The organism is Micromonospora sp. NBC_00389 (assembly GCF_036059255.1).
GTDB lineage: Bacteria > Actinomycetota > Actinomycetes > Mycobacteriales > Micromonosporaceae > Micromonospora.
In genome coordinates, this window is the sequence record NZ_CP107947.1 from 5,924,160 (window position 1) to 5,936,910 (window position 12,751).

Consider the following 12,751-nt stretch of genomic DNA (forward strand, 5'->3'; position numbering starts at 1 on the left):
CCGGCACGCTGTGTCGGGCACGTTCACCCGCCACGCCGCCGAATCGCGACAGTTGGTCAGGCCGGGACCAGGACGGCCTCGCGCAGCAGTCGACGGGCCAGGGTGACCCGGTCGGCGTCGTCGGGCAGCCCGGGCAGGTCGCCGACGCGGGTGGCCACGCCGGTGAGCAGCGCGCGGGCCGCCGGCTCGCAGTCGGCGGGCAAAGTGATGGTGCGGTCGAACAGCCGCAGTGCCACCGTGTCGGGCCCGTGTGGCACGAGCTGCCAGCGCAGGCCCGGGCGCAGCGTGAGCCGGGAGTCGGCGTCCAGTGCGGCCAGCGCGCCGGCCTGGGCGAGCGGCCGGATCGGCGCCGGTCGGGCGGCCGGCCAGGAACGCTGGCGTAGCCGCGCCGCGACGGCGACCGGATCGGCGCGCAGCAGCCAGTCCCGCAGTGCCTCCACGGTCTCGGTCAGCTCCGGCTCGATGGCGTCGGGGTCGGCGACGTCGGTGCCGAACGGCAGGCTGGCCCGCAGTCGCTGGTCCTCGGCGGCCAGCGCGAGCAGCTCCTCGACCAGGGCGTAGCGGGTCAGTGCCCGGATGCCCACGGTCAGGTGCAGCGAGCTGGCGTCCTGCGCCTGCGCGCTGTGCAGCCAGCCGCGCGGCAGATAGAGGGCGTCGCCGGGGGCGAGCACCACGTCGAGCGCGGCGGGACCCTGCGCGGTGGCCCCGACCTCGTCGGCGCGTCCGCCCCAGGGCTGCTTCTCCAGTGGGTCGGGCAACACCGGCGGGTGGATCCGCCAGTGCTTGCGGCCGTCGACCTGGAGCACGAACACGTCGTGGGTGTCGTAGTGGGTGGCGAAGCCCTGACTGCCCGCCGGGGTGAGGTAGGCGTTGATCTGCAGCGGTTGGCTCAGCGCGAGGCCCAGGTCGCAGGCGAAGTCGACCAGCGGCGGCCAGATCCGGTGCAGGCCCTGCAGCACCAGGGTGGCGCCGCTGGCGTACTGCTCCAGGACCCGCTCGTCGAGCACCTGGTCGCCGATCTCGGCGCCGGCGCCGCCGCCGCCGGTCCAGTGCGCCGCCGGGACCAACTGCCCGTCCTTGGCGACGCGCAGGAACGGGGTACGCAGACCGCGCCGGCTGAGCAGCTCGTCGGCGTCGGCGGGGCTGAACAGGTCGGTGAAGCCGGCCGTATCGGGCAGCTCGGCGGCGCGGGACAGCAGCGGCGTGCGGCCCCAGTGCGCGGCGGCGAACTTGGCCGGTTCGACCGAGACGCAGCGGGCAAGCGCCGCGGCGGCGGTCACGGACGGAACCGCCGGGCGGTGGTGCCCGCCCGGCGGGTCGAGGTGCGTCACGACGGCGCCTTACCGGGCGCTGCCGTCAGCGCCACCGTCCTGCTGGCCAGGGGTCGCACCGCCGTCGGCGGGACCCTCCGCGCTACCGTCCGCGCCACCGTCCTGCTGGCCAGGGGTCGCACCGCCGTCGGCGGGACCCTCGGCGCTGCCGTCCGCGCCACCGTCGTGTTGACCAGGGGTCGCACCGCCGTCGGCGGGACCCTCCGCGCTACCGTCCGCGCCACCGTCGTGCTGACCCGGCGTCGCACCGCCGTCGGCCGGGCCCTCCAGACCGCCGCCGCCAGTGGTCTGCATGTCGTCATCGTTGAGTGCCATTGGTACTCCCTCGGATGTGCCGCCCCGCCGTACGCCGGGGTCCGTCGTGCAGCGGGTGGTACCCCACTCGCGATCTTCTCTAACCCCACCGTAGACGTCGAACCGGGGCGACACGGGCGGTTCGCCGGCGGCGGGGGTCGGTGCCAGGATGGAGGGGTGATCCTGGTGGGCACGTCCGGCTGGCAGTACCGGGACTGGCGGGGCCACTTCTATCCGGAGCGGCTTCCGCAGCGACTCTGGCTGGAGCACTTCGCGACCGGGTTCGCCACCGTCGAGGTCAACAACGCCTTCTACCGGTTGCCCGAGCGGGACACCTTCGCCGCCTGGCGGGCTCGGACACCGGCGGATTTCTGCGTGGCGGTGAAGATGAGCCGCTACCTGACCCACATCAAGCGGCTGCGTGACCCGGCCGAGCCGGTGGCCCGGTTCCTGGGCCGGGCCACCGCGCTCGGTGACCGGCTCGGCCCGGTGCTGCTGCAACTGCCACCGAACCTGCGGGCGGACGTCGACGCGCTCGACGCGACGTTACGGCTGTTCCCGGCCGAGGTGCGAGTGGCGGTCGAGCCACGACACGCGTCCTGGTGGACCGACGCCACCCGGGCGGTGCTGGAACGCCGGCGGGCGGCGCTGGTCTGGGCGGACCGGATGGGTCGCCCGGTCGCCCCGCTCTGGCGCACCACCGACTTCGGCTACCTGCGGTTGCACGAGGGGCGGGCTCGGCCCTGGCCCCGGTACGGCCGCACCGCGCTCGGCTCCTGGGTACGCCGGCTGGCCGATGTCTTCGACGCGGACGAGCCGGCGTACGTCTACTTCAACAACGACCCGGGCGGCGCCGCCATCGTGGATGCCGTCGCCTTCGCCGCGCTGGCCCGTCGGGCCGGCCACCCGGTGTCCCGGGTGCCGTCCGCGGCGCCGCGATCCGGCGGCGACCCGACCGACGGCTGAGCCCGCCCGACGGCTGTCGGGCGGGCTCACGGCGTCAGGGCATCATCCTGGCCAGGTCCTTGGGCATGGTGTCCTTCACGTCCTGCCACTCGCCCTGGGTGACGTGCCGGCGCAGCGTGTCCAACACCACCTGGGTCACCCGCTCCGGGCCGCCCTCCACGTCGTACGGGAAGCCCTGGCGGACCTCGTAGAGGAAGTCGTCCCGGTTGAGCTTGATCGGGACGTCCGAGGGGTTCCAGCCGTCGAAGTAGATCCCCCGGACCAGCACCGGCAACTGCTGGGCGAACTCCACGCTCTCGTTGACCGGCAACCGGTCACGCAGCAGGTGCAGCACCGTGCGCAACGCAGCGTACGACTGGTTGCGTTGGTCCTTCGGCCAGCCGTAGGCGCTCTCGATGTCCTTGAGAATCAGGTTCGTCTTGTCCAGCGAGGAGTCGAATGCCGAGATCATCTGCTCAGCCATCGGTCGACCCCCGTTCCGCGGTGTCCCACCGTCGTTCGTCGTTGCGACGCGGTGGCCCCACCGGCCCTCGTCGGGCCCGCACCGGGCTGCCCTGCGGCGCGCGCCGGGCGTTGTCGGCCGTACCGACCACGTGCAGGACGGCACCACGCCGTCTATCCGCCACCAGTCGAACCGTCATCCCCGTCACCTCCGTGTCGTCTCCGGCGTCAGCCACCCTTCGGCGGCCGTACCCACCGCGTCCACTCTCCCTGCGGGTCGGGTGACCCGGCCCCACCCCAATCGGGTGAGTCGACCCTGGTTAGCCCGGCGATAATGCGCGGATGTTCTACGGGGACCTCACAGCGTACGAGTACCTGGCCGAAGACGAGTTCACGGACAGGGAGTCCGGCTTCCGCAGCCTCAGCTTCCGCCCTTCGTACTTGCGACTGAACGTCGGGTGGCTGGAGGCCGGTAGGCCGTACCGGATGGGCCCGGTCCCGGCAGTGTTCGTCCAGAAGCTGGGCGATGTTCAGGCCGTGCAGTCGATGAACGTCTGCCTGGGGATGCATGAGTGCGATCTGTGCCCGCCGGACGAGATCCACGACGGGAACGGGGAAGTCCGTATCCCGGGGGCAGCTGGCGTCGCTTACGCCGCTCCCTTCCTGATCAGTCACTACGTCGCCGCGCATCACTACCAGCCGCCTGCGGTCTTCATCGAAGCTGTCCTGGCTGTGGACCTTGACGCTTGGGCGACCGCCCGCTGGCCCGACGTCCCCTTCCCGTGGATTCCGGACGACGCGGAGCGTCTGGAGATCGAGTAGGGGTCGGCCGCCCTGGCGACGGTCAGTCGGTGTCGAGCAGTCCGGTCAGGGTCTTGGCGTTGGTCTGGGCGTAGTCGCGGTAGCAGTTGTTCATGAGCACGTGGGTCTGCCCGGCCTCGTCGGCCAGCTCGCGCAGCTTCGGCGCCCAGTCGGCCAGCTCCCGCTTGGAGTAGTGGTAGCCGAACTTCTCGTGGATGTCCTTGCTGGTCCACTTGTCGCTGTGGCCGTGGAAGCGCACCACCGCGAGGTCCGCGGTGGCGGCCAGCACCGGGGGCAGCGACGAGCGGTGGCCCTGCGGCATGTCCACGCAGACGTACGGGAGCCGGTGTTGCCGCAGGAAGGCCAGTGTCTCGTCGGCGTTGGCGCCGTCGAACCAGGAGGCGTGCCGGAACTCGTAGGCCGGTCGCAGCGGCGCGCAGCGCTTCGCCACCTCCAGCAGGTACTGCTTGTTGTCCCGCTTGATGGTGAACCAGGGTGGGAACTGGAACAGCAGGGCGCCCAGCTTGCCCGCCTCGACCAGCGGGTCCAGCGCGGACAGGAAGCGCGTCCACACCTCCTCGTACGCCTGCGCGGGCAGGTCGTCGGGGTAGACGTTCTTCTTGTCGGTCTCCGGCCGCAGATCCTTGTAGAGCGCGCTGACCCGGGTGGGATGCCCGGTGAGCAGGCTGAACGCCTTGATGTTGAAGGTGAAGCCGGCCGGGGTGCGCTCGGCCCAGAGCCGCGCGGTCGCCTCGGCGGGCGGCGCGTAGTAGGTGGCGTCCACTTCGACCAGCGGAAACTGCCGGGCGTAGTACACCAGCCGCTTCTCCGGGTTGTCGGCGGTCTGCGGATACCACCCCGAGTCCAGCAGTGTGCGGTCGGTCCAGGACGCGGTGCCCACGAGAATGTCACCCATGGGTGGAGTCCATCGCGTCGTGGACCGACCGGCAACCGCTGGCGTGGCTCAGGCTGCCCGCCGCTCGCGGGTCTGCTTGCAGGTCACGCAGGTGGTGGCGGACGGGAAGATCTCCAGCCGCTCCACCGGAATCGCCGCCGAGCAGCCTTCGCACCAGCCGTAGGTGCCCTCCGCGAGCCGGCCGAGGGCGTGCTCGTACTGGGCGCGGCGGTCGAGGATGGTGCGCAGCAGGGACTGCGCGGTGTCCCGCTCGGCGGTCTTGGTGCCGCTGTCGGCCTGGTCGTCGCCCGCGGTGTCGCCGACCTCCACCAGCCGCAGCACCTGGCTCTGCAGGACGGCCTGCTCGTATTCCGCGGTCAGTTCGTCGTAGCGCGCCTGGAGGGAGAGTCGGATCTGGTCGATCTCCGTCTGGGAACGGCCCGTACCGACCGTGTCGTGGACGAGCATCGCTGCCTGCCTTTCCTGGGCCTGGGGCTCAAGGTGAACCGGGATGCCGGCGGCGTCTGGCCCCGGTCACGGTCGTATCCGGTGCACGGGCGGTCACCCGTGCTCTGTGAGCCGGGCGAGTACCCGCCCGGGCAGGCGGTGAAACCGGCGATTTCCGGCCACTGTCAGCCGTCGGCGCCGGGCTCCACGAGCGCGGGGCGGCGGGGGTCGTCGGCCCGGACCACCACGTCGGCGAAGCTGGCCGGGACGACCTCCTCGGCGTACCGGTCGAAGGCCGGCAGGGTCCAGTCCTGGGCCGGTTCGGTACGTCGGCGCAGCGCCGCTCCGGACAGCGCCAGGTGGACGGTGACGTCGAAGGGCAGGCCGCCACCGAGCAGCAACGCGCCACTGACCAGGACGACGCCGGCGGGTGGCAGGTCGACGTAGCGGGCGCGGCTGGCCCGGTCGGCGGTGGCGTCCCAGAGGGAGGGGAGCAGCCGACCGGTGCCGCCGGGGCCGGCCGGGTCGAGCACCTCCCGGCGCAGCCCGGCCTCGTCCACCCAGCCCTCGTAGTAGGCGTCCGGGTTCGACCGGCCGAACTCGAAGCGCAGCGACGCGGGCCGGAGGAAGTCGGCGGCACGTACGTGCAGCACCGGGTGGCCCCGGGCGCGCAACGGATCGACCAGTGCGGCGGCCAGCTCGTCCGGGCCGGCTGCCGGGGCGCCGTCCACCGCCACCCGTAGCCGCGCGGGCCCGGCGGTCGCGGCGTCGGCCAACCGGCCGGTCAGCTCGGTGACGAGCAGGTCGGGCGAGATGGGTCGGATGCGCACCGGACCATCCTGCCCCGCGCCGGGCGCGGCGGTGGCGCCGGTCAGCCGGTGCGGTCGATGGTGACCCGGGCGTCGTCGGCCAGGCGGTAGCCCACGCCGTAGACGGTGGTGACCAGGGGGACGTCCACGCCGACCTTGCCGCGCAGCCGGCGCACGTGCACGTCGACGGTACGGACCCCGGCGTGCTCGTAGCCCCAGACGGCGTTGAGCAGTTGCAGTCGGGTGAACACCCGGCGGGGGTGGGCGACCAGGTGCAGCAGCAGGTCGAACTCCAGCCGGGTCAGCGGCAGCGGCTCCTCGTCGCGGAGCACCGACCGGGACGAGGCGAGGATGTGCAGGGCGGGGATGGTCGGGGTGAGCGGCCGGGCCGGCGACCGGTTGGCCGGCACCGCCTCGGCGCGACGTTCGGCCGGAACGGAGCTGATGATCACGCCCTCGCCCCGCTCCAGGAGCTCACGGGCCGCCTCGAGCAGGCGGCGGGCCGGCGGGGTCAGCGACTCCTCACAGGCGAGCGGGATGGACAGCGTCACGGTGAGCACGGGCGCGGCGGTGTTCGCCGGGCGGCGTTGGCCGCCGGGAGGTCGACCGGGCACCGCGGGTTGGGACGTATGCCATCCGGCGCGCGACGAGGCGGGGCTGACCGACATGGTCCTCCTTGGCTGGGTCCGGGTATCTCCCCACGGCCCGGGACGCCGCTTCATCGATGCTTCCCGGCACCCGGGCGAGGGTCAAGAGGCGGCTGCGTTGCATGAATGTGACAATTGACGAACACATCGGAGCCGAGTGCTCGCTCTGCGTACGAAGCCAGATGATTACAGCAGAGCCGCCGAGATGACCCGATACGGGGGTCCCCGCCCGGTTCATCGTGGCTGGTCCGGTCACCTTCGGGCCGCCCCCGGCCGGTGCTCAGCGGCTGCGGTCCACGCTGATCCGCGCCTCGTCGGCCAACCGGTAACCCACGCCGTAGACGGTGGTGACGACCGGCGTGTCGGCCAGCTTGGCGCGTAGCCGACGGACGTGCACGTCCACGGTCCGGGCCACCGCGTGCTCGTAACCCCACACGTTGGACAGCAACTGGAGGCGGGTGAAGACCCGGCGCGGCCGCTCGGCCAGGAACAGCAGCAGCTCGTACTCGATGCGGGTCAGCGGGATGACCCGGTCGCCCCGGCGGACGATCCGCGAGCCGGCCAGGATGCGGACCTGGTCCGTGTCGTCGACGTCGGACGGCTCGTCGCCGGACGCCCCGGCGGTGGGGCTCGGGACCGGTCGCGGCGCCGGCGGGACGTCGTCGACGGTGCGCAGCCGACCCTCCCCCGACTCGGCCAGCTCGCCGAGCAGCTGCACCAGCCGGGCCAGCCGGGGGCTCAGCGGCCCCGGGGCGAGGTCGAGGGTGATGGTCAGGGTCGGGCCGGTGCGCTGGCGGGCGGGGCGAGCCGCCGGGCGGTGCGGGCGCGTGGGGATGGCGACGACGGACATGGTGCCTCCTGAGATGGCGGTACGCCCGCCACGCGCGGTGCGGCGTGGCGGTCAGCGGCGCGCCGGGCCGGCGGTGACCGGGGACGCGAGGGGGGACGCGCGGTGCAGCGCGGTCGGGCCGAGGGCCGGCAGGCCGGCGATCCGCCAGGCGGCGAAGCCACCGACCACGTCGGTTGCCCGGTGCAGGCCGATGTCCTGCAACGCGGCCGCGGCCAGCGACGAGGTGTAGCCCTCCTGGCAGAGGATCACCACCGGCACGTCGTAGTCGACCGCCTGCGGGAGCCGGGCCGGGCAGCGCGGGTCGAAGCGCCACTCCAACACGTTGCGCTCGATCGCGAGCGAGCCTGGCACGACGCCGTGCGCGGCCCGCTGGGCGGCCGGGCGGATGTCGACCAGCAGCGCCCCGCGCCGGTACGCGAGATGCGCGCGCTCCGGGTCCAGCCGGTCGAGCCGGGCACGCGCGGCGGCCAGGATCTCGTCGATGCCCCGGGAGCCCGGGGGCGGCACGGGGGCCGGACAGCGCTCGGCGGTTACCTGCATTCTCGGTTCCTTCCGATGATCGGGGTGGATCGTGGCTGCCCGCCGCTCACCAGGAGCGGCCGGCCTCGGCGACCTCGGCGACCCGCAGCCGCCCGTCGAGCAGGTGGTAGCGGGTCATCCGGACCAGCGCCGGCCGGTAGACGTGCACGCTGACCGCCGGCTCGGTGCCCCGGTTGGTCACCACGTGCACGTGCCGGGGGCCGAAGCGGCGACCGGTGCCGGCGGCCAGCAGGCGGGGACGCAACCGGCCACTGGCGACCGTCTCCTCGGTGAGCGCGCCAGCGACCACCCGGAACGCACCGGCGGAACCGCCGTGATCGTGCAGGTCGGTGCCCTGCCCGGGCAGCCAGCTCAGCGCCCACACCTCGTGGTCGGCACCGCTGGCGAGCCGGGCGTACCACCGCTCGTCGGGGTCGAAGCACAGCGGCACCGGCCAGTGGGCCTGGTCGACCCAGCGGGCGGCGACGGTGAGCAGATCGGGCTCCGGGCGGTGGTGGCTCATGGTGGTCCTCGCGGGTCGTTCGGCGGGTGCCCCCGTACTCTAGCCGTCAAACCCTATAGGTTTAGTAGGTAATTCCGTCTGGTGGGACGCCGGCCTCGACGCGGCGACGCTCAGCGCAGGACCGGCGGATCCACCCGGTAGCCGGGCAGCGACGGCCACCGCACGGTCAGCACCACCGAGGCCGACTCGGCGTACCAGGAGTGGTCCACCCCGCGGGCCCACACCACGTAGTCGCCCGGCGCGGCCAACCGCACCGTCCGGTCCGGCAACTCCACCCGGAACCGCCCCTCGATCAGCACGAGCAGGCTGGTCCGCCGCTCCCCCGTCGCCCACCGCGAGCGGGCCTCCCCGGGCGGGTGCACACCCCACTTCACCTCGACGTCGGTGCTGTGCCGGATCTCCCCCGGCAGCGCGAAGTGCCCGAGCAGCCAACCCGCGTTGCCGGCACCGTCGACACCGGCGTTGCCCACGTACACCGTCTCACCCAACGGACCTCCCCCAACGCGCCGGCCGAGCAACCTATCAGGGCCCGGGCGACTAACCTGGACCGGTGACCGACGACCTCGACGCCGAGACGCTGGCGTTCGCGCACCGGATGTTCGACCTGGCGCGGGCGGGCTCCACCGAGGAACTGGCGGCGCAGCTCGACGCCGGGTTGCCGGTCAACCTGACCAACGACAAGGGCGACACGCTGCTGATCCTCGCCGCGTACCACGCCCACCCGTCCACGGTGGCCGCCCTGCTGGCCCGCGGCGCGGACCACAGCCGGACCAACGACCGAGGCCAGACCGCGCTGGCCGCCGCGGTCTTCCGCAGCAGCACCGAGGCGGTCCGCGCGCTGCTCGCCGCCGGCGCCGACCCGGCGCACGGCAACCCGTCCGCCGCGGAGACCGCGCAGTTCTTCGACCTGCCGGAGATGACGGCGCTCCTGCGGGCCGGCTGACGCCAGCCCCGGCGGGCCGGTATACAGAGCCGATGGAAGATCCCCTGCCCGAGCAGATGCGCGCCGCCGCCACCGCGCTGCTGGCCGCGCTCGACCCGGCGGCCCGCGACCAGGCCGTGCGCCCGTTCGACGACGAGGCGGCCCGACGCTGGCTGGAGTACCGGCCCCGGCCCCGACCCGGCGCCTGCCTCGCCGAGCTGGACATCGCCGGGCGTAAGGCCGCGCACCGGCTGCTGGCCACCGCGCTCAGCCCGTCGGCGTACGCGCAGGCGATGGCGATCGTCGCACTAGAGGAGGTGCTGGACCGGGCCGAGGGCTGGCATCGCGGGCGACACAGCGGCGACTACTGGATCGCCGTGTTCGGCGATCCGGCGCGCGACGACCGCTGGGCGTGGCGGCTGGAGGGGCACCACCTGTCGGTGAACATGACCGTGGTGGACGACCAGGTCTCCCCCGCGCCGATCTTCTTCGGCGCCAACCCGGCGGCGGTCCGGTACGCCGGCCGCCCCGTCTCCCGGCCGCTCGGCATCGAGGAGGACCTGGCCCGGGCCCTGCTCGACGCGCTGGGGCCGGCCGAGCGGGCCGCGGCGATCATCGCCGACGAGGCACCGGCGGACATCATCAGCGCCACCCGTGGCCGGGTCGACGCGCCGCTGGAGCCGCTCGGCGTGCCGGCAGGCCGGCTGGGGCCGACCGGCCGGGCGCTGCTCGACCAGGTGGTCGCGCTCTACCTGGACCGGTTGCCGCCGGAGCTGGCCATCCGGGAGGCGGGCCGACTCGACGGCGGCCAACTGCACTTCGCCTGGGCCGGCCCCACCCGCCCCGGGCAGCGGCACTACTACCGGGTCCAGGGCGACGACCTGCTGATCGAATACGACAACACCACCGAGGACGGCAACCACGCGCACACCGTGCTGCGTCGCCCCGCCAGCGACTTCGGCGCCGACGTCCTGGCCGCCCACCACCAGACCCACCCCCACCCGCACTGACGGATGGAGCGCGGGCTGGCGTCAGGGACGGGTGGCCGCAATGAGGAAACGCTGGGCGTGGGCCACGAACGGGCCCTCGGTGGCGATCCGGTGGTGCAGGGCGAGCAACTGGGGGCGGTAGCGGTCCACAGTGAAGCCCGGCACCGTCCAGACGACCTTGCGCAGGAACCAGACCACCGCGCCGACGTCGTGGAAGACCGCCCGCAACGTGGCCCGGCGCAGGTCGACCACGCTCAGCCCGGCGGCCCGGGCGGCGGTCACGGCGTGCTCAGGGTGTCGCTGATCCGGCGGCGGTAACGAGCCGAGGATCGCCTCGCTCAGCTCGCGCATGGTGCCCGCCCCGATCTGCTGGGACAGGAACGTCCCGCCCGGACGCAGCACCCGGGCGGTCTCCGCCCAGTCGGTCCGTACGGGGTGCCGGCTGACCACCAGATCGAAGGAGGCGTCGCGGAACGGCAGTGGCGCATCCGGGGTGACCGCCACCACCGTCGCGCCGACCCGCCGCAGGGTGCCCCGGGCGACCTCGACGTTCGGCGGCCAGGCCTCGGTGGCCGTCAGCAGCCTCGGCGGCCGGGGGACCTCGGCGAGCACCTCGCCGCCACCGGTGTCCACGTCCAGCGCCGCGTCGGCGTGCGCCATCCGGTCGGCTACCAGCCCGGCGTACCCCCAGGGCGGGCGTTCCTCGGTGGCCCGACCGGCCAGCCAGTCGAATCCCCAGCCGTCCACCGGCGCGGCGGCCGCCTCCGCGATCAGCTCGGCCACGTCACGCTCGTCGCTCATGGCGGACAGCGTGGCCGGCCGGTCACGCCGACGGCAACCGGTTTGCCGGCAACGGCCGGCCGGAGTCCGCACGGGGTGCCCGACTGGAGCCTCGGTCGGGTGAGGCCGGGGCAGGTCGGTCAGGGGCGCGGGCGGGCGATCTCGACGGTGGAGCCGGCGAGCGTGTCCAGGCTGCCGGTCTCGGCCCGGCCTGCGTCGAACTGGCGCATCAGCCGGGCGCCGAGCCGTACGCCGACCCCGCCCACGGCCAGCGCGACCAGCTCGGTGACGAGGATCGCGACCGAGGCGCCACGCTGCGGGGCCTGTGCCCGAATCAGGCAGGTGACCAGGAACAGGCCGGCCATCGCCGCGTTCACCAGGTTGAAGGCGACGGCGGTGCGGCGGGTCCGGTCGACCGGCGCGTCCCACAGGTCGACCATGCCGGCCACCACGGTCAGCGCTGCGGCGAACAGCGCGGCGACACCGGTCCAGTAGCCGACCTCGCCGAGGAAGGCGGGCCCGCCAGCCACGTCGGTGAGATCGAAGACGGTCGCGCTGACGAAGAGCCCGAAGGGGAACGTCACCAGCATCGGTTGGATCGGGTGCCCCTGCACCCGCAGCCGGCTCTGCATCGGTCCTCCCCCTGGTCGGCGCAGCTCACGTGACCAGGTTGCTACCCGAGCCCGGTCGCGGCGAAACGACGCCGCCCGACTCGCCGCCCGCCGGAAGAACGGGCACCGTCACCGGCCCGGTCAGTTGTCGCGCTGGCGGGAGACCGTCCGGACCAGCCGCTCGGCCACCTCACGCAGCGGGATCGCCAACGAGGACGCGGCCGTGCGCAGCACATCGAGGGCTTCGGCCGGCGTGCAGCCGCGCTGCGTCATGATCACGCCAACGGCCTGCTCCACCACCCCGTCCTGCAGCAGCGCGGCGTCCCACTCACCGGCGAGCGCGACCTGCCGGCCCCGGTCGCGGACCGCGGCCAGCAGCAGCCCGGCGTGCTCGGCGAGCAGCATCGCGGTCAACTGGTGCTGCGGGGTGAGCAGATCCGACGGTCCGGCGTACAGGTTGACGGCCCCGATCACCTGGTCGTCGATGTCCACCGGCGCGGAAATCACCCCGCGTACGCCGAGGTCGCGGGCCCGCGCCGTCCAGGCCGGCCAGCGTGGCTCACCGGCCAGGTCCACGGCGAGGATCATCTCCCGCCGCTGGATGGCGCTCATCGCCGGCGAGTCCGGCCCGTGCCGCAGGTCGTCCAGGCCGGCCAGCCGCTCGTCGGAGGCCGCCACCCCGGCCGGCTCGCCGGCACGCAGGACCGTGAAACCGCACCAGCGCACCCCGGCCACCGCGTCCCGGGTGACCCGGACCAGCGCCAGCAACGCCTCATCAAAATCGGTCAGGGCGATCAGGCCGGCGGTCAACTCCCGCAGCAACGCGGCAGTCTCCAGCACGCCGAGGCGCTCCGCCACCGGCTCCCGCATGTCCAGGTTCACCGGTCCGCAGCCCCCGTACGCCCCCGCGCGCTTCCCGCCGACGT

Annotated in this window: 19 protein-coding genes; 4 read left to right on the forward strand and 15 right to left on the reverse strand. The window is 73.6% G+C overall.

Annotated elements, in window-relative coordinates:
- Positions 1-56: 56 nt before the first annotated feature.
- Together OG470_RS28065 and OG470_RS28070 are read right to left on the reverse strand one after the other, a co-directional pair.
- A complete protein-coding gene (locus OG470_RS28065) occupies positions 57-1,331 on the reverse strand; it encodes a cupin domain-containing protein (protein WP_328417001.1) in 1,275 nt (424 codons plus the stop codon).
- 9 nt (positions 1,332-1,340) lie between these two features.
- Positions 1,341-1,646 (reverse strand): hypothetical protein, encoded by a 306-nt coding sequence (locus OG470_RS28070; protein ID WP_328417002.1) that lies wholly within the window; start codon positions 1,644-1,646, stop codon positions 1,341-1,343.
- Between the two features lie 156 nt (positions 1,647-1,802).
- Here OG470_RS28070 and OG470_RS28075 point away from each other — a divergent pair, with 156 nt between their 5' ends.
- Positions 1,803-2,591, forward strand: coding sequence for a DUF72 domain-containing protein (locus tag OG470_RS28075; protein ID WP_328417003.1), 789 nt, complete (start codon positions 1,803-1,805; stop codon positions 2,589-2,591).
- Positions 2,592-2,625: 34 nt separating this feature from the next.
- On the opposite strand, the gene OG470_RS28080 is transcribed toward OG470_RS28075, so the two are convergent.
- Both OG470_RS28080 and OG470_RS28085 read right to left on the reverse strand, forming a co-directional pair.
- Positions 2,626-3,054 carry a DUF2267 domain-containing protein gene (locus OG470_RS28080; protein WP_328417005.1) on the reverse strand — a complete coding sequence of 143 codons (429 nt, stop codon included), beginning with the start codon at positions 3,052-3,054 and terminating at the stop codon, positions 2,626-2,628.
- Complete coding sequence (locus tag OG470_RS28085; RefSeq protein WP_328417007.1) at positions 3,047-3,232, reverse strand: hypothetical protein; 186 nt, start codon at positions 3,230-3,232, stop codon at positions 3,047-3,049. Before OG470_RS28085 ends, OG470_RS28080 begins: the two co-directional genes overlap by 8 nt.
- 142 nt (positions 3,233-3,374) lie before the next feature.
- Between OG470_RS28085 and OG470_RS28090 the strand changes: the two genes are divergently transcribed.
- On the forward strand, positions 3,375-3,854 hold the full coding sequence (locus tag OG470_RS28090; protein ID WP_328417009.1) for a DUF7919 family protein: 480 nt from the start codon (positions 3,375-3,377) through the stop codon (positions 3,852-3,854).
- A 22-nt stretch (positions 3,855-3,876) separates the two neighbouring features.
- Here the strand turns inward: OG470_RS28090 and OG470_RS28095 are convergent, their stop codons facing one another.
- The 8 genes from OG470_RS28095 to OG470_RS28130 form a co-directional block, all read right to left on the reverse strand.
- The gene (locus OG470_RS28095; RefSeq protein WP_328417011.1) at positions 3,877-4,749 is read right to left on the reverse strand and encodes a DUF72 domain-containing protein; all 873 of its coding nucleotides are present in this window, start codon (positions 4,747-4,749) and stop codon (positions 3,877-3,879) included.
- A gap of 48 nt (positions 4,750-4,797) precedes the next feature.
- Positions 4,798-5,196, reverse strand: coding sequence for a TraR/DksA family transcriptional regulator (locus tag OG470_RS28100; protein WP_203178243.1), 399 nt, complete (start codon positions 5,194-5,196; stop codon positions 4,798-4,800).
- A 164-nt stretch (positions 5,197-5,360) separates the two neighbouring features.
- Positions 5,361-6,005 (reverse strand): uridine kinase, encoded by a 645-nt coding sequence (locus OG470_RS28105; protein ID WP_328417014.1) that lies wholly within the window; start codon positions 6,003-6,005, stop codon positions 5,361-5,363.
- Positions 6,006-6,046: 41 nt separating this feature from the next.
- On the reverse strand, positions 6,047-6,652 hold the full coding sequence (locus OG470_RS28110) for a winged helix-turn-helix domain-containing protein (RefSeq protein ID WP_328417016.1): 606 nt from the start codon (positions 6,650-6,652) through the stop codon (positions 6,047-6,049).
- 259 nt (positions 6,653-6,911) lie between these two features.
- The gene (locus OG470_RS28115) at positions 6,912-7,481 is read right to left on the reverse strand and encodes a winged helix-turn-helix domain-containing protein (RefSeq protein WP_328417018.1); all 570 of its coding nucleotides are present in this window, start codon (positions 7,479-7,481) and stop codon (positions 6,912-6,914) included.
- 51 nt (positions 7,482-7,532) lie between these two features.
- Positions 7,533-8,021, reverse strand: coding sequence for a rhodanese-like domain-containing protein (locus tag OG470_RS28120; RefSeq protein ID WP_328417020.1), 489 nt, complete (start codon positions 8,019-8,021; stop codon positions 7,533-7,535).
- Positions 8,022-8,067: 46 nt separating this feature from the next.
- Complete coding sequence (locus OG470_RS28125) at positions 8,068-8,523, reverse strand: cysteine dioxygenase (protein WP_328417021.1); 456 nt, start codon at positions 8,521-8,523, stop codon at positions 8,068-8,070.
- 110 nt (positions 8,524-8,633) lie between these two features.
- Positions 8,634-9,011 (reverse strand): signal peptidase I, encoded by a 378-nt coding sequence (locus OG470_RS28130; protein WP_328417023.1) that lies wholly within the window; start codon positions 9,009-9,011, stop codon positions 8,634-8,636.
- Between the two features lie 62 nt (positions 9,012-9,073).
- Here OG470_RS28130 and OG470_RS28135 point away from each other — a divergent pair, with 62 nt between their 5' ends.
- Together OG470_RS28135 and OG470_RS28140 are read left to right on the forward strand one after the other, a co-directional pair.
- On the forward strand, positions 9,074-9,466 hold the full coding sequence (locus tag OG470_RS28135) for an ankyrin repeat domain-containing protein (protein ID WP_328417024.1): 393 nt from the start codon (positions 9,074-9,076) through the stop codon (positions 9,464-9,466).
- Positions 9,467-9,498: 32 nt separating this feature from the next.
- Positions 9,499-10,455, forward strand: a complete 957-nt coding sequence (locus OG470_RS28140; RefSeq protein WP_328417026.1) for a DUF3500 domain-containing protein — start codon at positions 9,499-9,501, stop codon at positions 10,453-10,455.
- A gap of 21 nt (positions 10,456-10,476) precedes the next feature.
- Here OG470_RS28140 and OG470_RS28145 read toward each other — a convergent pair whose 3' ends face one another.
- The 3 genes from OG470_RS28145 to OG470_RS28155 form a co-directional block, all read right to left on the reverse strand.
- Positions 10,477-11,235, reverse strand: a complete 759-nt coding sequence (locus OG470_RS28145; protein WP_328417028.1) for a class I SAM-dependent methyltransferase — start codon at positions 11,233-11,235, stop codon at positions 10,477-10,479.
- Positions 11,236-11,354: 119 nt separating this feature from the next.
- Positions 11,355-11,846, reverse strand: coding sequence for a DUF2231 domain-containing protein (locus OG470_RS28150; RefSeq protein ID WP_328417030.1), 492 nt, complete (start codon positions 11,844-11,846; stop codon positions 11,355-11,357).
- 120 nt (positions 11,847-11,966) lie between these two features.
- Positions 11,967-12,707 (reverse strand): GAF and ANTAR domain-containing protein, encoded by a 741-nt coding sequence (locus tag OG470_RS28155; protein WP_328417032.1) that lies wholly within the window; start codon positions 12,705-12,707, stop codon positions 11,967-11,969.
- Positions 12,708-12,751 lie beyond the last annotated feature (44 nt).